Origin of the sequence: Oceanirhabdus seepicola (genome assembly GCF_023684385.1) — a bacterium.
Taxonomy (GTDB): domain Bacteria; phylum Bacillota; class Clostridia; order Clostridiales; family Clostridiaceae; genus Oceanirhabdus; species Oceanirhabdus seepicola.
This window is the reverse complement of sequence record NZ_JAGSOJ010000002.1, coordinates 1,019,356-1,040,040: the sequence shown is the minus strand read 5'-3', so window position 1 is coordinate 1,040,040 and position 20,685 is coordinate 1,019,356. Positions and strand designations below refer to the sequence as shown.

12 protein-coding genes are annotated in these 20,685 nt (G+C 31.6%); 2 read left to right on the top strand and 10 right to left on the bottom strand.

All coding sequences use genetic code 11. From position 1 onward, the window contains the following. Window positions 1-147: 147 nt before the first annotated feature. The 9 genes from trmB to KDK92_RS12175 form a co-directional block, all read right to left on the bottom strand. Window positions 148-789, bottom strand: a complete 642-nt coding sequence (trmB, locus tag KDK92_RS12215; RefSeq protein WP_250859521.1) for a tRNA (guanosine(46)-N7)-methyltransferase TrmB — start codon at window positions 787-789, stop codon at window positions 148-150. Window positions 790-863: 74 nt separating this feature from the next. Further along, a complete protein-coding gene (locus tag KDK92_RS12210; RefSeq protein ID WP_250859520.1) occupies window positions 864-2,003 on the bottom strand; it encodes an ABC transporter permease in 1,140 nt (379 codons plus the stop codon). Continuing rightward, window positions 2,003-3,142 (bottom strand): ABC transporter permease, encoded by a 1,140-nt coding sequence (locus tag KDK92_RS12205; protein WP_250859519.1) that lies wholly within the window; start codon window positions 3,140-3,142, stop codon window positions 2,003-2,005. The genes KDK92_RS12210 and KDK92_RS12205 overlap by 1 nt, the downstream gene beginning before the upstream one ends. Window positions 3,143-3,157: 15 nt before the next feature. Beyond that, complete coding sequence (locus KDK92_RS12200; RefSeq protein WP_250859518.1) at window positions 3,158-4,096, bottom strand: ABC transporter ATP-binding protein; 939 nt, start codon at window positions 4,094-4,096, stop codon at window positions 3,158-3,160. Between the two features lie 345 nt (window positions 4,097-4,441). Beyond that, a complete protein-coding gene (locus tag KDK92_RS12195; RefSeq protein ID WP_250859517.1) occupies window positions 4,442-5,062 on the bottom strand; it encodes a response regulator in 621 nt (206 codons plus the stop codon). Further along, window positions 5,055-6,167, bottom strand: coding sequence for a sensor histidine kinase (locus KDK92_RS12190; RefSeq protein WP_250859516.1), 1,113 nt, complete (start codon window positions 6,165-6,167; stop codon window positions 5,055-5,057). The genes KDK92_RS12195 and KDK92_RS12190 overlap by 8 nt, the downstream gene beginning before the upstream one ends. 111 nt (window positions 6,168-6,278) lie before the next feature. Beyond that, window positions 6,279-9,929 carry an immunoglobulin-like domain-containing protein gene (locus KDK92_RS12185; RefSeq protein WP_250859515.1) on the bottom strand — a complete coding sequence of 1,217 codons (3,651 nt, stop codon included), beginning with the start codon at window positions 9,927-9,929 and terminating at the stop codon, window positions 6,279-6,281. 72 nt (window positions 9,930-10,001) lie between these two features. Continuing rightward, the gene (locus KDK92_RS12180; RefSeq protein WP_250859514.1) at window positions 10,002-15,389 is read right to left on the bottom strand and encodes a S8 family serine peptidase; all 5,388 of its coding nucleotides are present in this window, start codon (window positions 15,387-15,389) and stop codon (window positions 10,002-10,004) included. Between the two features lie 957 nt (window positions 15,390-16,346). Continuing rightward, window positions 16,347-17,723 (bottom strand): PhoH family protein, encoded by a 1,377-nt coding sequence (locus KDK92_RS12175; protein WP_250859513.1) that lies wholly within the window; start codon window positions 17,721-17,723, stop codon window positions 16,347-16,349. Window positions 17,724-17,873: 150 nt separating this feature from the next. Here KDK92_RS12175 and perR point away from each other — a divergent pair, with 150 nt between their 5' ends. Continuing rightward, window positions 17,874-18,290 carry a transcriptional regulator PerR gene (perR, locus tag KDK92_RS12170; RefSeq protein ID WP_250859512.1) on the top strand — a complete coding sequence of 139 codons (417 nt, stop codon included), beginning with the start codon at window positions 17,874-17,876 and terminating at the stop codon, window positions 18,288-18,290. 123 nt (window positions 18,291-18,413) lie between these two features. Here perR and KDK92_RS12165 read toward each other — a convergent pair whose 3' ends face one another. Next, window positions 18,414-19,604: an ABC transporter substrate-binding protein gene (locus KDK92_RS12165; protein ID WP_250859511.1), complete on the bottom strand. Its 1,191-nt coding sequence runs from the start codon at window positions 19,602-19,604 to the stop codon at window positions 18,414-18,416. A 188-nt stretch (window positions 19,605-19,792) separates the two neighbouring features. Here KDK92_RS12165 and KDK92_RS12160 point away from each other — a divergent pair, with 188 nt between their 5' ends. Continuing rightward, on the top strand, window positions 19,793-20,641 hold the full coding sequence (locus KDK92_RS12160; RefSeq protein ID WP_250859510.1) for a hypothetical protein: 849 nt from the start codon (window positions 19,793-19,795) through the stop codon (window positions 20,639-20,641). Window positions 20,642-20,685 lie beyond the last annotated feature (44 nt).

The following is a 20,685-nucleotide window of genomic DNA, read 5'->3' as shown; positions in this document are numbered from 1 at the left end:
TTTTATTTTACTCAGTATTTTAGGTGTTGAAAAAGTTCAAGGTCAAGGAACAAGGTGAACGAGCAGCGCAGTGTACGTATTTGGTACATGAGCAGCACAGAGAGCCTTAGTGACGCCGAGATTGGACTTTTCTCAACCACCTAAAATTTATTTCATTCTTGCTATTAGGAAGTTTATCTTCTTCCCCATTGCTGAGAACTTCGTCTCATATTCAGTTCTTACACTCTTATCCGAGTATATACTATTATGAAGATCATAAGTTAAATATCTTAACTGATATCCTGAATCCTTGAAATAGTATGCTGAGTCTACGAAGAAAGGCTTGTCATCACTTTTAAGCCATATTTCACTCTTTGGAGCTAAGAACTCTGCATAAAGCTCAAGGAATTTAGGGTGTGATAATCTTCTCTTATTGTGTTTTGTCTTTGGCCAAGGTGTTGAGAAGTTTAGGTATATTCGCTTAATCTCATCCTGTGCAAAAATATCTTTTATTAGCATTATATTAAGAGCCATGAATCTTACATTTTTAAGATTCCTCTCTGTACATTTTCTTGAAAGGTAGCATAATACCCCATCTTGAAGGTCAACTGCTATATAGTTTTTATCTGGATTCTGGGCAGCTGTTTCAACAACGAAATCCCCTCTTCCGCAACCAAGTTCTAAATATATATCATTATCGTTTCCGAATACTTCATTCCATTTTCCTTTGTGGTCATACATATCTTGAATAAATATTCCACTGCTTTCCATGGCATCTCTTGCCCACCATTTTTTTCTTAAACGTGCCATAAATTCTCCTCCTCAAGTAAAAATCATCCTTACGTAGTATATCATAAATTTACTTTGTTATAAACTCTAAAGAATTAAACATGGTTTTGTATCGCCTTGCTCCTTCTCATTTTCAAAGATGAAATCAGGAAGAATACGGCTGCGAACGCCAAAGTTACCAATATAGATATATATACCTCTATATCACTACTTCCTAGTTGTGCTGTTTTAATTGCATTTAACGCCCATCGCTGAGGGAAGAAGTATGATATTTTCTTCATAAAGTCAGGCATTAGTTCAACTGAGAAAAAACATCCGCTCAACATACAGGTTGGTGTAACTATTACTGGCACTGCTATTCCAGATATACCATGTCTATCAGAGAATGCAACAATCAACATTCCTATTCCTATTGCACTTAATCCAAAGCTCATGATGGAAGTAAATAATATCCATGGGTTAATTCCTAAATCCGCTTTTTGTATCTTAAATATAACTATTAGCACAAGTGTTAATTGAATGAAAAGTAATATAATATTAAATAATACATTTCCCATAATATATTCAAAAGAACTTACTGGTGCTGTCCTTATCCTATAATATGTCTTGTTATACTTCTCTCTCAGTATTCTAGAAGTATTTCCAATGCAATTGAACATTATAAACATTATTAGAATTCCCATAGCTAATCCTGTAGCTTCTACAACATTACCTTTATAATTTATAATTGAATTTTCTACTTTAATTTTATCTTTACTATATTCATCATAAAGATTCTCAAATTCCTTTGTATCTTCTCCTGAAATTTTCGATAGATTTTTAAATAATTCAATTAGATTATTACTATATTCTTTAATCCATATGGATGTTTCACTTCCCTTTATAGATGTTATTATTATGCTAGGAGAATCATCGCTTAAAGCTTCTTCCTGAAATCCTTTAGATATTTCCAAGGAAATATCTATTTTATCAGAAGTCAATAATTTTGTAGTGTCTTCATCTCCACTGTAAACTTTTATATTGTTGTTATTTACAAGCTCATCTATATATAATTGTGATAAATAACTTTTGTCATTATCTATTATATTTACTCTTAAACCATTATCGTTTGTTTTAGTTCCTAATCCTATTAAAACATACACTGTCATCACGGGTAATATAATATATCTAAATATAGAGAATTTTCCTCTGAAAGCTAGTTTTAAAGAGTTAAGTGCCATTTTAATTATATTCATCATTTACACTCCCTTCGTCTAAATTTCAGTGCTACTATTATTAGTAAAATTAGAGTTACTGCTCCATTAATCAATAGTAACTTATTCACCATAGTATAACTTCCTTCATATATTACATCTAATAAGGATTGATTTATCCACTTTACTGGGCTTATATTTCCAAGGTTTGTTAAGAACTTACTTCCTAAATTATTTATTGGAAAATACCCGCCTCCAAGGAACACTAATATAGGAATAAGTATATTCAATATACTTTCGCTTGGAGAGTCTGGATTTGTGAATATTCCTGTTGCTAGTCCTATTGCAATCATGAGAATTCCCTGAGAAGCAATAATTAATATAACACTTATTAAATCATCACCATAGTTCACTTTATAAACTAAAGAACTTACACCCATTATCAGAGCAATTTGGATCACACCAGTTACTACCTGAGCTAGTAATTTCCCAAAGAACATTTCTGTTCCTGTTGTATTTGTAATATTTATTCTTTTTTCTGTTCCTAATTTTTTCTCAAGTAAAACATACTCCGATGCCATTGTGGTCATATACATTATTATCATAGTTAACATTGTTATTCCATAATAATCAATAGCTCTTGGTGCTTTACTATCATCCTTAATTCCTTTTACAGTTACATAATCCGAATAATTTTTTCCTTCTTTAATATCATTAATACTATTTATATCATATTTGTACATTATCATAGCAACACTTGCGCTATCTGCAAATGAACTAATTAATCCTTCTACAAAATCTCCCTCAAAATCAAATTTAGGTGATTTTACAACTTGAATTTTATTCTCCTCACTATTAATTATTATAAGAGCTGGATATTTACCCTTATACAATAATTCAATTCCTTTTTCTTTAGTTTTTACTTCATCAAACTCAATTAGTTTTTTATCAATATTCTCACTGAAGGAATTAAAAGCTTCTTCTGCAATCCCTTCTTTTTCTATGAAATAAAGTGCTTTTGTATTAATTACAGTATCTTTTCCTCCCGATACACTTGCTCCTCCAAGCGCTGTCCCAAGAATCAAGATTAATAATAAGGGGAATAATATCATCATAAATAAAACACTTTTATCCCTAACAATCTCTTTCAAATCTTTTATTGCAATACTAAGAATTCTCATGCTTTCCCCTCCTCATTAATCATCTCTAAGTTTTCTACCAGTTAAACTTAAGAAAACTGTTTCAAGATTAGGAACATTCATCTGTATACTTCTAATTTCTATTTCTTTTACTCTTAAATAATCTAATATTTCATTCATATTATCCTTATCTTTTTCTGAAGTAATGGATATTACATTATCATTGAACTTAACATTTTCTACGCCTTTAATGTTTTCAATATCTTTTATATCTTCTTCATTAATAAATCCAACTGCTATATTCATTTCTTTATATTCTGTAACAAGAGCTGTTAATTCTTCTTTATTTCCCTGTGCTATGACTTTTCCTTGATCAAGTATAAATACTCTTTCACAGATTTCTTCAACCTCTTCCATGTAGTGACTTGTATAAACTACAGTAACCCCATTCTCATTAAGCTTCTTAACTGATTGAAGTATATGATTTCTTGACTGTGGATCAATTCCAACAGTTGGCTCATCCATAAATATAAGCTTTGGAGAGTGAGCTATAGCACATGCTATATTAAGTCTTCTCTTCATTCCCCCTGAAAATGTTGATGGCTTTAATTTAGCTTTATCATCAAGTTCAACAAATTTTAAAGCTTCCATAACACACTCATGAGCCTTCTTACCTCTTATCCCATACAGACTTGCAAAGAATTTAACATTCTCGTACGCAGTAAGATCTCCATATATAGCAATATCCTGCGGAACAACCCCAATATCACCCTTTATCTTCCTAATCTCTTTATTAATATCTTTACCAAAAATCTTAGCCTCTCCTTTATCACTGCTTATAAGTCCACATAATATATTTATAAACGTAGATTTCCCGGCTCCATTAGGCCCCAATAATCCAATTATCTCTCCCTCTTTAACAGAAAAATCAACACAGTCTAATGCTGTAACATCCTTAAATTTTTTTATTAATCCTTTAACCTCTATCATAGCCATTTATAACCCCTCCTTATATATAAAGAACAAATGTTGTTGATATTCTTCATTCATCTGAATATCTTATATTTTATTTCAATGTAGTATATCTATAATTTTATTATATGGAAAATGCTTCTTGAAATTAAGTACAGAAAGTAATAAAAAGGACATGACTAAAGTCATATCCTTTGATATTGAGCCTTTTCAATCTCATTATTTAGAACACTTCTTGACCTTTAGAAAGTGAGGTGCTCAAAATGTTCAAGATCAAGGAATGAGCCGAACGAGCAGCGGAGTGTACGAATTGGTACATGAGCAGCACAGTGAGGTGAAATGACGCCGAGATTGGGCATTTTGAGTGCCTCACTTCAAGTACCAGATTGCTATTTGTGTTCGATGTTTTAAATTGGTCTTGTTCAATATTGATGTTATATAATTCTTAACTGTACCTTCTGAAATAAATATTTTCTGTGATATTTCCTTGTTACTCAGTCCTTCTGATATCAGTTCAATTATCTGCTTCTCTCTCTCAGTAAAATTCTCTAACTTCTTTGAGGAATTATTTTGGAATATATTCTCCCTGAGTTTATCCATAATATCGCCCTGCATATATGTATTACCATTGTTTATTATTTTTATTGCATCTATTATCTCCTTAGGGTCACTACTCTTTAACATATAACCAGAAGCACCATTCTTAATAGCTTGTACTATGTATTCATCCTCGTCAAATGTTGTTAATACAAGTACTCGACTATTTGTCTTATCTTTAATCTCCTTACAAGCTTCAACACCATTCATAACTGGCATCCTTATATCAAGCAACACCACATCAACTTCATTTCTAATTGCCTTATTTACTCCATCTTCTCCATTAACCGCAGTGTCCACAACTTCGATTTCTCCCCCTGCACTTAATATAATCTTCAAGGCATCCCTTATTAAGGTATCATCATCACATATTAAAACCTTTATTTTATTCATTTTTCATCTCCTTCGGTATTATCTGAATAAGGGAGAATCCACAATCTCCGTGGGTTATAAGCTTTCCACCTATAATCCCTACTCTCTCTTCTATTCCTCTAATTCCCATACCCTTTTTAATATTTTTACAACCTTTTCCGTTATCTTTTACCTCAATTTTTATGAACTTATTCATTTCTTCAAATGTAATATTCACCTTTGATGCATCTGAATATTTCAATAAATTAGTGAACGCTTCCTTTATATTTGTATTTATTATGTTCCAGTAATGTATGGGTATATCCTCGTGACAATTATATTTCAATATAATCTCAAGCTCATTATCTTCAAGCTTCATACACATCTTCTTAAGAGCATTTAATCCATTCTCGTTATTATCAGGTTTTATCTTTTTAAGAACCTTTCGCGTCTCATCCATACCATTTTTTAATTCATTTATTACCCTATTTAGTATATCCTTCTGACTTTCTTCAGTAATCATTATCTTAAGCGCCTGTAGCTGCATCAGTGAACCTGCAAGTGTATGGCCTATAGTATCATGGATATTCTGTGATATCCTGTTCCTCTCATCCATCTGTGTTATGATCTTTATAGTCTTCTCACGTTCCACGAATTTTGATTGATTTTTACCAAGAGCATATCTCTCCTCTTCAAGCTCAATTATTTTACTCTTCCCAGTTATTATCCTCTTATTTTTGCTCTCAATAAATACAATAGCTCCATAGCTAAGTATCCAGAAGAACAACATCACAAATATCTTAATTTTGAACAGAGTACAACTTACCAGTGTTATTAAAAAAGTTATTATAAATCTATTTCCATTGCTTATATTTTTTGATAATTGCATCACATTTATAGATGCAATAACAAGTATCATGTTAAATTGCAGCGTGGATGCAACTATGAAAATATAAATATTTATCCCTATTAACAATAAACTCTTAATTACTCTATGCTCAAAATGATAATATATTAATTTTATTATTATGTATGCCAATAACGCATAAACTTTATATTCAATTCCAACTAAGCTATCGTCAATGGTACTCCCTAAAATATATAAAAAAAGCGTTCCCTCAAAAAGTATCGTATCCCTTGTCTCCATAACCCCATCTCCTGATATTTCATTTATAGACTTATTATACTATAAAAAGAAGCCTCTACAAAAGCAGAGGCTTGAATTTCACTATCATTTTTGTATAAATAACAAATATCTTTATTCATTTATACTAAAATCTTTTTCTATTATATCTCCATTTGTAAATGCTTTTATGATTGCTGTAAATTCACCTTTTTTTTGAATTCTTCTTTCAAAGACTACTTTATTTCCAACAGGAACTTTTTCTTGTATATCTTCTTTCACACCAGTTTCTTTATTGATTATTATTAGAGATGCTGAATGTTTAAGACTTTCTCCTTCTATTGTTATCTTAACGTTATATCCATCAACTTCTATTGTTACAGGATCTTCTTGAGGCACTTCTTTTTCATTTACTATAACTGTTCTTGTTACCTCTTCTGCTGGATTTCTAGATTGGTCAAATACATTGTAATGAATTCTGAATTCTCCTGGTGATGATGTGTCTACTGCATTAACTTCATTTCCTTGTTGATCTTTTATTGTCACTATAATATTGTCTGTGACATCTCCGTCTCTATCATCTTCAGCTGTTGCTCCCGCATCTACATATGGATCTCCTACTTCGAGTTCTACCACTTCACTTCCATTCATTGTGATTATTGGTCTTCTTATATCTACTACCCCTTGATTTTCACCTTGAATTGTAAACTCTCCTTGAATTGTATATTCATTATCAAATGGTTTTATATCTACTATATATTTTCCTACCTTGTCGATTCTCTCTGTGAACACTACTCTATCATTTTCAGGTGTACGTGTATCTGCTAACACTACTTCACCTGTTTCTTTATTAATGATTGTAATTTCTACAGAGTTACTTAAGTTTTCTCCCACTACTGTTATCGCAACATTATAACGAAACACTTCAATACCTACTCCTACATGTTCAGGTACTTCTTTTTCATTTACGATAACTGTTCTTGTAACCTCATTAGCTACGTTTCCAGCTTGGTCAGTTACATTGTAATGAATTGTGAATTCTCCTGCTGATGTTGTGTCTACTATATCAACTTCATTACCTTGTTGATTTGTTATTGTCACTACAATATTCTCTGTGATATCTCTGTCTTTGTTGTCCACTGCTGTTGCTCCAGGTTCATTGTATATGTCACCAAATTCTAGCTCAATTTCTTTTTTACCATTTAAGCTAATTTTAGGTTTCTCTGTATCTGGATCAGGAGCTTCCCCTTGAATTCTAAAGTCTTTTTGAATTATATCTCCCTTATCAAATGGTTTGATATCTGCTGTAAATTCTCCTACCTTTTCAATTGTCTTTGTAAACACAACACTATTGTTTTCAGATGTACGTGTATCAGCAAACTCTAATTCACCTGTTTCTTTATTAATAATTTTAAGTTCTACAAAGTGACTTAAGTTCTCTCCTTCTACTGTTATTATGACTTTATAACCATCCACTTGAATATCTACTGATACCTGTTGAGGTACCTCTTTTTCTTTTACTATTACAGTTCTTGTTACCTCGTTAGCTTGGTTGCTAGCTACATCACTTACATTGTAACTGATTGTATATTCCCCTGCTTTTGTTGTATCTACTTTGTCTACTTGATTTCCTTGTTGATTTGTAATTGTCCTTACTATGTTGTCTGTTATATTTCCGTCTATATTATCAACTGCTGTTGCTCCAGCCTCTTCATATACATCTCCTACTTCTAGATTTATTGTCTTACTTCCCTTCAATGTGATTACTGGTTTTTCTGTATCTGCTACAACTACTTCTTCAACAGGTCCAATAAAATTACTCATTACTGCAGTTCCAGTTTTTTCTCCACTGGTAGCTACTGGTGTAACTTCAAAGGAGATATATTTACCTACATCTCTATTAGTTAGTATATAAGTTTTGCCACTCTCATTGGATATTTTGCTCTTGTTTGTTCCATTCATATCATCTGCTCTATACCATTTAAATATTGAATTTCCTTCATTATCACTATTTTTGTCATAGAATTGATAATTACCAGTTATCCGTTGGCCTACTTTAACTTCCCCAGATATAGTAACACTATTAGCTTCAGGCTTAGAATTGGAAACAGTACCTGAGTTTCCACCGCCTCCTGAATTATTGGAAGATGACCCTCCTGAATTACTAGAAGAAGATGATCCTCCTGAGTTTGTTGAAGTTGAACTACTATTCTTTTGAATAGGCTTAATATTCGGTAAATTAAACCCCTTATTTCTAGCGTTATCTTCTTTCTTTATATCAACTTCTTTATCTGCTTGTATTTCTTTAATCTTTACAGTCTTATATCCATTTAAAATAACATTTTTATACGCAACTAATTTATGAATAACTGTATTTTCAATAAACTCTATATTAGCATCTTCTGTTATTTCTATATGCTTAAATTCTCCTGCTATGTTTATCTTATCTATATTGTTGTTTGGCGAAATATTTAATTTATTTACTTTTGAACCTTTTTCACCATTTATTTTTGATTTACAGTTAACAAGTATTTCATTTGTGATATTTGCTTTTTTCAAGATATTTAAGATGCACTCTCTGTTAACTTCAATATTCTTCACTGTACCTTCAACAGTTATTACTGAATCTCTGAAAAATGGTCTAACATCTAGCTTCTTACACTCTGCTCCTTGCAAGAAATTAAGCCTTGCTCCAGATTCCATTATTATAGAATCTTTAAATTTACCCTTAAACTCTACTAAACTTTGACTTCCTTTATCTTTATGAATATTAATTGTTACTTTACCTAGAGAACCACTTATAAGATCTAATGTTGCTGAACTTTGTACTATTGTCTTACTGATTTTTGTACTTCCCTTAGCAGTAATTCTGCCAGCCTCATTACTGTTTAAATATAAAGTATCTGCTTTTATACTATTTAAAATAATACTCTCCTGTCCATTAGATAACACATTTATTTTTTTAAATTCAGAATTTGAAAGTTCAGTTTTTCTATTTTCACCTTCATTAATAATTATTTTTCCACTTGAAATTATTTTATTCACTTTTACATTGTCAGCATTTATATATATATCTCCATTGATATTAATATTGTTTAAATTAAAGTTATTTACTATAATATTAATATCTTCATGAATTTCTTTATCAAGTTGAGCTTCACCATCATTGATTACTAATATATTTCGGGTAAAATTATTATTGAGAGGATTATTATTTATATCTAATATTTTTTCTGAAATAAAAATACTAGTATCAATAATTTTTCCTTCTAAACTATTCTCTAAGGTAATTATTACTGTCTTTCCATCTTCTTTAAATTCAACAATATCATTTTCACTTAAATCTTTTTCACCAATTTTATAATTGCTTTTATTAAGTACTGATTCTTCCATCATTTTTTTATTAAATTGGATTTTTACTTGATTAGCATTTATAAAACTAACATTTTCAGCTGCTAATTCTATCTCAACACCATCTTCTTGTGAATAATCAGACACCTTACCACTTTCATCTATATAAGTAACTTGTGGAATAAATTCCTTTGATATTTCCTTACCAGTAGAATTATTGTACCATTTTCCATTGTTACTTTTTACATATATATCCGATACAGCATTTACATACTGTTTATATATGTTTTTTAAATTTACTTCTTGATTGATATAGTGTAAGTCATATGCTTTATTATCAATAACAACTGTACCTTTGGGTATATCAGCATAACTTGTCACACTACTTCCAATTAAGAGTGATAATGCTATACAAGCCACCTTTCTGTAATTCATAAATATTCCTCCCCCAATAATATTTTAGTATCTTAAACAGAAAGAGAAGGATGAACCTTCTCTTTCTAATTATTACTCAATTACAAATGGTTTTTCCATCGGCTCTGCTAGAGATTCCATATTTTCAATTGTATCCCACACAAGTGCTCTTACAGTGTAAGTTCCACTTTCAGGTTTGTTAAATCCTGAACCAAGTATAATTGATTTTCCTGGTAATAATTCTGAAATGTTAGCTGTAGAAATATTAACCACTCTATTTTGATCGTCAGATACTACGATTATTAATGTTGGGCTTTGAGTCACTCTATTAACATTCTTAATTTCAGCTTCTACAACCGTTCCACCAAATTGTTGCTTAATGTTTAAACCTAATATTTCTATTGGAATACTTAAATTATCAGCTGTAGTAATTGTTCCCGGTGCAATTTCTTCTGCATGGTTACCAGAAACATCAGTTATTTCAACTTTTATAGCCCCATTAATTAATGCTACACCTTCTGGAACTACCCAAGAACCTTCATAGAATCCTGGTTCTACTTCAACCATTTGAATACCATTATTATTTGAATTCACACTTATATTATTAGATGCAATAATATTGAAATATGCTGTTGCCCCTAATGCATCACTGTGGAATGAAACTTTAACTTCATCACCAGCTTTTACAATTACATCTGAACCTGGAGTGATATCAGTAATAGTTGGAGCATTTTTATTTACTGTAACTTTTACTTCTTTAGATTCTTTATTACCAGCTTTGTCAACTGCTTGAATCTTTATAACATTTTCTCCATCGTTTACTATAATCTTAGTTTTGAAAGTTCCATCTTTATTAAATTCAACGCTTTCTCCATTTACTAAGATCTCAGCTATATTAATATCTACTACGTTACCTTTTACAGTAACAACTTCTTTATTAACTACAGTTCCATCAACTGGAGTTTCAATATTTAGTTTAGGATTAACTGTGTCCTTAATTACTACGATAGTTTGACTTGGATCAGTTTCTCCTGATTCTATTTCAGCTGTTACATAAATTTTATTTTCTCCTTCAGTTAATTCTACTTCTGAAGTGAATTCTTTATTAGTAGTTTGTACTGTTTCCACTAAAGCACCATTTACATATACCTTTACTTCGCTATCTGTATTAACTGTACCTGATACAGTTACTTTATCATTATTTGTATAAGTCATATTAATTGGCACTGTGATTGAAGGACAATCTAAAGAATACTCAACTACAGCACGCATCATTACGTTTCCATCATCTTCTTCCATTAGTTTGAATCCACCAGCAACATACATGTAACTTCTTCCATTTGAAGAACTTGTATCTGTACAAACACCTGGTGATTCTGTACCTGGTTTTGTTTGAATTGTAGTTAGATAGAAATCTTTATTGGTTGTAAAACCATACTTTGATAAATCTACATAGTTCCATTCGCCTCTAATTCCTTCTATAATATCTGTCTGGAATATCATTTTTCCTGGAGTTCCATCTTCCTTAGAATCATATGCTGCCATTGTGAATTCATTTCCACCTGGTGTTGGCCATTCTTCACCATATAACTTAATGTTTACACCTTTTAATAATGTAGATCCATTAGGTGTCATTCTAACAGCAAAACCATTTCCTGCATCATTCAATACTGATGCATTTTCATCTGTTCCATCATCATAAGCAATCTCATCACTGAATCCTATAAATGGCTTCATTTCAACAGTTACTTCTGTAGCTTCATTACCATTTACATGAACTTGAACTTCTTTTTCATAATATTCTCCATGAGTTACTTTTACTGTCCAATCTCCTTGAATAACATCACTTAATGTGAAGTTTCCATTTTCATCTGTCATAACTGGAACTACTTTAGCATCATTAATAACTCTTACATATGCTCCCACAACTGGTTCGCCTGTACGTTCATTAAGGATTGTTCCACTTATAGTTCCTGTTGGTATTTTATCAAGAACAAAGTTTTTAATTACTTCTCCCTTATCTTCCAATTGAACTTGTTCTTCTGCTGGATAATATCCATAAGCATCAACACGAACTGTCCAAGATTCCCCCTCTTTATTTGAAGGATGCATTATTCTATAAGATCCGTTCAATGGATTTACATGCATGCTTCTGCCTGATTCAACAACTGTTACAACTGCATCAACAGGTAATCCTCTTACAACATTAGTCTTATTATCTGTATAAACCTTATAGTTACCTTTTTCAGTACTATAATTGATCTTCTTATCAACCTTATATTCACGCTTGTTTTCTTCTAAAACTTTATTTGATACATCAGATGAAGTCTCAAGTGTAATAGCTGAACTTGTTGTACTTGAAATAGTTACATCATCAACATACCATCCTTTTTTAGTATATAAGCTATCACTTTCTAAAAGGAATCTTATATTAACTGTATTTCCTGTATACTTGCTTAGAGGAATAGCTACTGTATCCCATGAATCCTTTATACCATCTTGCTCAAGCACTTTCTCCCATGTTTGACCATTGTCAGTAGATATTTCAACATATGCTGTATCATATCCTGCTTCAGTAATCATCCATTGTTTGAATGCTAAGTCTGCTGATTCAACTTCTGTTAAATCAATTTCAGGACTCTCTAACCAGCACTCACTAAAATTTTCATAATCGCCAGATAAGTTAGTTGCCCAAACTTTTTCACCAGAAAAAGCACTTTCAGGTCCTGCTGTAGGTACACCCCACTCCCAAGAATTCTCCTCTCCACCTGAAGTCCATCCTTCTGTATTTTCTTCGAAATCATATGAGTATAATATTACTATGCTTGGAGCAGCAATTATAACTTCATCTGATGCTTCACTTACATTTCCAGCATAGTCAAAAGCTTTAACTGAATACTTATATGCTTCTCCATCTTCTATAGTTGAGTCAACATATGATGTAGTTTGTGACTCTCCCATTAGTTCAAGAGACATTCCTGAAGCTGTTGTTGAACGATATATTTCATATTTTTCTATATCAACATCATCAGATTTATCCCAACTTAAATTTATACCTACTGTTGTAGCTTCTGCTTGTAAGTTTGTAGGTGTTTGAGGTGCTATATTATCTTCACCAAGTAAGTTCACATCATCTAAATACCATCCTTCTGCTGCACCATATAAACTAGATTGGAAGACAAAGGCTACAAATACTGGTTCAGGTGATTTTGCATAGTCTGCTAAGTTCACATATAAATCTTTCCATTCTGTTGCACCTTCAGTGAATTCATAAACTGTTTCCCAATTTTCCCCAAGATCATTTGTTATAGCAACTCTAGCTTTGTCATAAGTGTCAGCTATTTTAAACCAGTGTTTTAAAGTTAATGCTGCATATTCTTTATCTCTTAAGTCTAGAGGAGGAGTAACAAACATACTATCCTTATTATTTGAATAATCAGCATGTAAATTTGTAGCAACTAATTTATTTCCATCTTCAATTTCTGGTCCAGTTGTAGGCTCGCCCCACTGCCACTCTCCATTCATTATTAACCAATCACTTGGTTCTTCAGAGAAATCAGTTGAATATTCATCTGGTTTTTCTCCAAATTTTACATTTACATCATATACATCTGTTTCTACTGAGTTATTTCCATAATCACTTACTTTTATTTTGTATTGGAATCCAGGTTCTTGTACTAAACCTCCAGGGATTTTCCCTCCATAAACTCCTTTTTTATGATCACCAGAAGTTATATTTAAAGGAATGATCATCCAATATGGATTTCCATCTACTTTTAGTAGTAATTCAACATTTGTTATTGCTATATCATCTTCAACTTCTATCTCTACTTCAGCGTTAAATCCTGTATATTGATCCTTAAGTTGTACATGATTTAAAATAGTAGGCTCTTGAACATCGCTACCATCTCTTAACACATTACCTTTAATAACTCCAAGACCAGAAGCTATAGATGATACTGCATTAAAAGCATTAATTATTCCATGTCCATAACCATAGTTAGGTGCTTCTGCATAATCATCGTCTGTTATTGGTGTTGCTGTTTCCGCCATGATTTCTTCTAATTCATCTGGTGTTAATGATGCATTTGCAGAAAGCAGTAATGCAGCTAGTCCAGATACGTGTGGTGACGCCATTGATGTTCCATTCCATCCATCTTCGTATCCACCTGGAACTGAAGAACGAACATTTACTCCTGGTGCAGCAACATCAGGTTTAAGATCTCCATCATAAGGACCAGGTCCACGACGTGAGAAACTTCCTCTTTCATTATTTACATTAGTCGCACCTACTGCAAAACACTCTGGGTAGTTTGATGGTGCTTCAACTGATGCTGGAGGAGCTGGAACACCATTTGGTTCATTTCCTGCTGAAAATACTGGTAGTATCCCTGCATGCCTCCAAGCTTCAACCATAGGTCTGTACCATTCATTTAATCCAGGGTCTCCACCCCATGAGTTGTTAATAATATCAGGAGCTAGTGATGGATCACCATTAGGTGCTAACATCCATTCACCTGCAGCTATTAGCCATGCATCTTCTCCACCATCTTTAGTAAAGGCTTTAGCTGTAATAAATTGTGCATTTGGAGCAACCCCAATTTTATTTTCTCCATCTGGGTCTTGTCCTAATATTGTTCCAGTAACGTGACTTCCATGTGGTATTTCTGCTATATCATATGGCATTTCTTGTCCATTTACAGCATCAAACCAGTTTCCTTCTGTAGTAGGATTAGCAGGGTCATCAGGGTTAAAACCTCTCCACTTTGATTGTAAAGCTTCATGTTCCCACTCAAAACCTGTGTCAATAACACCAACTACAACACCATCACCATAAATTCCATAAGTATCCCAAACTGCTGGTACTTCAATGTTTTTTAGACCCCACTCAATAGAGTCGTCACTATTTATGTTGTTGGTCTTAATGTTGTTAGTCTTTGATATTGTTGGCCAATCCATTTCAATCTTATTATTTAAGTTTATAGATTTAATTTCAGTTCTATATGATAATTCTTCAACAACTTCTTTAGTTGTTTTTACATATACCATATTAACAATATAGAAACTCTTGAATTCTTTAACTTTTCCTATATTTTGTTGCTTTTCTAAATAATCTAAAAGATCTTTTTGAGTCATTTTTGCTGTTGATTTTAACGCATCAACTACAGCGAATCTTTTAGCAATTTTTGTTTGATAAGGTGTAGCTTTTGATGATAACTTCTTAGTAGCTTTTTCAGAAGCTATTTTAGTGTTAACTTGTTTATTCATCTCAATTAAAACTTCAACAAACTCATCATCTTCAAAAGCCTTATTGACTTCTGATTTAATTTTATTTTTAGAGATTTGTTTTAATTGACTATTCCTTGACGAAGTCCCATTTACATCTGTATTTGCAGCAAATGCAATTGCTGGACTAAAAGCAAAAAGTGAAACAAGTATAGTTAGTAAAACTGCTAAGTAATTTCTAAACCTTTTCTGCATTCAACTCTGCCCCCTTGTTTTTATAATAAAAACCCCCCCCCTTTTTTCTTAAATTGCTTCCATCTTTTGAAACCCTCTTATATAACTCTCCCCCCCCTCTAAAATAGAAGCAAATTTATTTAAAGGATAGATTTCCATTTGCGTTATAATTGATTTAATTTTTAAGATTACCTTGTAGATTTTTTAACACCTATTAATAGCATATTTAATTTTCTTCTTTTTATTTCCATTTATTTCCACTTAGTCAATTATAACATTACTCTGTTTTTTTTCAAATTATTTTTTTTACAAATTTAAACATTTATTATGTGAATTAAAATTAATTAATAATAGCAAAAAGGATATTTGAAAGAAATTGTTGATTTTGAAAAAATAATCAGAAAATAAATAACAGATAGTTTCTAATGCATTGTTTTTTTCTTTATCTACATTTTTAAAAAGCCCGAATTTTTGAATAATATCGCACTTTTACGAACATATAATTGCACAAGAATTACTATTTATAATAAATTCTTATATAATTCAGTACTAATCATTACCACCCTAAAGAAGCCTCCAAAAAATCAGAGGCTTAAATCTACCTATAAAATTTTCCCAAAACAATAAATACGATGTTTTACCAAAAATAAAACCAGTGAATTTTTTATTATCTCCCGCTGGACGCTCAGCATAATCTCATTGTGTGAAGTGCTGAAAATGTTCAAGTTCAAGAAACCCGACGAACGAGCAGCGGAGTGTACGAATTTGGTACATGAGCAACGCAGAGAGGAGAGGTGACGCCGAAATTGAGCATTTCTCAGCACCTCACCCCGCTGGACGTTCAGCATATTCCTATTGTGTGAATGCTCAAAATGTTCGAGATCAAGGAACAAGGTGAACGAGCAGCGCAGTGTACGTATTTTGTACATGAGCAGCACAGAGAACCTTAGTGACGCCGAGATCGGGCAATTTGAGTGTTCACAGAAGTTTTGCTGCTTCGTTGGCTAGCTTAGACCGCTCACATTCTTTATGGAATAAAGTAACCTGACAGCAATACTTACTTCCTTTCATCTTCTCTGCAGCATAGCAGAGTCCATTTGATCGTCCATCTAGGAATGGTTGATCTATTTGTTCTGGGTCTCCTATCAATATAAGCTTACTTCCCTCTCCTATTCTAGTTACTATGGCTTTTATCTGTCTAGGAGATAGGTTCTGAGCTTCATCAATTATAACCCAATTCTTAACGATTGATCTTCCTCTTAAATATGCAACCGCTTCAGATGTTATTATTCTTTTTTCAAAAAACTCGTTGATACTCATAGATAATTTTTCCTCATCATCATATCTCTCCTCTTCATTTTGATGAAGAAGTATCTCAAGATTATCAAAAATTGGTCTCATGTACGGCAACAACTTCTCCTGTTCACTTCCTGGAAGAAATCCTATCTCCTCATCAAGAGTAACAGTGGGTCTACAAATAAGTATTCTTCTAAAATGCTTCTCATCTCGCCTGTTCAGCTTATTTAATCCAACCGCAAGAGAAAATAGTGTTTTTCCCGTTCCTGCAGGTCCTTTTATAATAACAAGAGGGGCAGTCCGGTGAGAAAGAAACAATGCTTCTGTCATAAATTTCTGTCCTACATTTTTCGGTTTTATCCCATAGAAATGTTTTCTATCACTGAGTAACGGAACTATAACTTTTCCATCATATCTGCCAAGAGCAGTTTTCTTAGTGTCTTCTAATGATCTTATAACTAGAAATTGATTGGGATATAACTCTGGTGTGTAATATCCATCTTTCTGTTTATCAAAATAGATAATATCATTCTTCTCAAGCTTACCATTTCTATAAAAGTCATCTATCTTACTTCCAGTTACAAGAACCTCTATTCTTCCAGTATACAGCAGTTCATTTTCTGGAAGACTCTCTTCATAGAAGTCTTCTGCTTCTATTCCCATGGTGTCAGCCTTTATTCTCTCAAATATATCTTTAGTTATTAAACAAACATTTTCTCCATCTTTTTTTAGACCTAAACATAGTTGTATTATCCTATTATCAGCCTTTGCAGTATCCCATGATTTTGGCATGTCTATGTTGGTATGGTTCATCTCCACCCTCAACGTTCCACCACTTTCAATCATGACACCTTTATTTAGATCTCCAAGTGCTCTGAGTTTATCCAGAATCCGTGCTACTTGACGAGCATTATACCCAAGGTCATTATTATTTTTTTTCAAATTATCTAACTCTTCAAGTACAGTTTCTGGTATAATTACGTTGTTTTCACCAAAACTATTGATAGCTCGTGGTGAATATAGAAGAACATTCGTATCCAATATATAAGTCTTTTTCAATTTTTTTCCTCCTTCCATAATATATTATATGATTGAAAGACAGAAAAAGATTAAAATTTAATATTTTTAGAAATAAAAATTATTACTTTTGACAGTTAATAATTTTTATTATATAATAAAATAAATTAATAAATTAAAGTGGTGATTCGATTGGATAATATTACAAAGGTTTTTAAGGAAAAGAAACTTAAACTAACTCCTCAAAGAATTGCTGTATACAAATATCTTCAGTCAACTAAGGCTCATCCATCTGCTGAGACTATTTATAAATCTCTACAGGCTGATTACCCAACTATGAGTTTAGCTACTGTATATAAAGCGCTAAAAACTCTTGTTGAAGTTGATTTGGTTCAGGAACTAAATGTTGGAGAGGGTAATTTTAGATATGATGCTAATGTTGTTTCTCATCCTCATATATGTTGTTTACACTGCCATATTGTTGAAGATATTGAAGGAATTACTTTTGAAGGGATAAATAAAGATGTTCAGAATTACACTGATTTCGACGTTTATTCAAATCAGGTATATTTCTACGGCGTATGCAGTACATGCAAAGAAGAAATTTAAAAGTAATAGAAAGCAGCTGTAAGAATAAAACTTACAGCTGCTTTTTTAATTAATGATAATATTGATTTAGCAGCACAGAGAACCTTGTGACTCCGAGATTGGGCTTTTTCAACTGTATAAATTTTAATACACTTTTTTATTTAATATCTCATCAAGTTCCTTAGTCATCTCTTCTTTTTCAATTTTACCACTCAAAGTTTTCTCTAAAAGATCAACTAAATCTTTCTCCATAGCACTTTTTAGAAATTTATTATATATAAAACTATTCTGTGATGATGTTTCCAAATGCTTTGTTATATAGAAGTTAAGTCCTCCCAAATCTTTGTTTATACTTTTATCAGGTGAGATTTTCCCTTCTGCTTCCATGGTTTCATGAAACTCATTGCTTGTGAAGTACCGCATAAATTCCTTTTGAACCTTCTCATTTTTACTTATGGTCGGGAAACATATAAGAGAATCTACAAAGGCAGGTGGCGATATCCAATAATCTTCTATTTTATAATTATCCCATACACTTATACTCTTATTGGTGAACCCCTTTATGTCGCTTGAATTACTAATCAGGAGTGGTATTTTACCATCAATAAGGTCATTCATGTGTTTTCTATTTCCTACTGTAAACATATCACTGCTTAATAAGCCTCCATCATAAAATTCCTTGAATTTGTCGTACCCATTTATCATTTCCTGCTTATGGAGATCAAAATCATTTAAATATACATAATTGCTCATAAGTAAACTTAAAAGAAAATTATTTACATTGTCATTTCCATTAAATATAGGAATTTGGATATCATTTTCTTTACATTTCTTCAGTAAGGAGAATATGTTGTCATTAGTAGTATCTATATTGTACTGTTTAATAAGATCTTCATTATAAAAAATCTCAAATGTTGATGCATACATTGGAAGTCCATAAAAGAGATTTTCAATTCTTCCATATGAGTTTATTGCACTATATGTTTTGTCAGATAAATTTTCTTTATAATATATATTATTTAGATTTGTAAGTAATCCTTCTTTTTGAAGCTCCCTTATATCACTAGCTGAACAAAAGATAATATCTATATCACCCGTATTTATTTCTTTCACTAACTTATCTCTATTAATATTTTCTTTTATAGTAATATCATAGAACTCATATTTCTTATTAAACATTTTTATAAGCTTTTCCCTTACATCATTGCCATAAATATCACTAGTTTGAATTGCTATTGTAAGATCAATTTTCTCTTCTTCATATTTATCTTTACTACACCCAAATAAAAGCAAGCTAATCAAAGCTATAACTAATCCATATTTTACTCTTTTCACCATACTCCACCTTCTGTTTATTATTTAGCATATTCAAATTAATAACTGGTCATTGGTTTATGGTGTGTATCTTTGACTTGTTATTTATTTTCATACGACTTAATTATATTTATTATTTTGTGATTAATTATTTAATTTATGCAAAATCCAAACTTTAGTGAATATACTATACAAAAAGGGGGTGTAATATGAAAAAAAGCATAATTGTATTATTATATATTTTTACTCTGTTTTTAACCTTATCTATAATTTTTATAATTAAAACCAACTTTAATTCTTCTCATAGTGATGCAATATCTGTATTTAATAATGAAAATAAATACTATACCATAGATTTAAATGGCGATCACATGAAAGATGTGATCCTTATATCTCAAGATACTTCCGGCGCAGATATTGTAATTTCAACTGAAGATAATATTATCTCTATGAGTACATTGCTCAATAAAAAGATTCAATCTCCATTCTATTTATTCTTTGAGGATATAACTGCAGATAATACTTCTGAAGTCATAATTTATGATCTATCAGAGAAAACTGAAAATATTTTATATGTATATAGTTATTCAAAAGGTGAGTTCAAGAACATATTAGAAGAACAATGTGAATCTTTTGGAATAATTGAATTTAATGATACAAAAAAACTCTGCATAACAACAGACGAAGAAGATTATTATGTATTCTCTCCCTCATTTGATAATGCATTAATAAAAAATTCCTTTTCTTCGCTTTCCTCAATACTGAGAAAGGATTCATATTATGAATTAATTAACATGATAACAGGCTCAAACTTAAGTTCTAAAAATGGTGTAGGTGTTTTCAATCAATCCACAATACCTTCCAGCTTTATTAATGATCTAGCTCATGAAAACAGCAATTATCTCGGTGGATATTTCACAGTTCAGATAGATGATATTACGTTTGAGTATTCACCTACAGAATGGCATAGTGTTATGGGTTCAAAAAGCAATGTGTTTTCTGAATACATATTCCGTATTGACGACTCTTCAATCTCACTCATAAAAAATCCAAAATAAATAAACACGATACGTGTACAATAATGAACAAACCTCCCTGTGCT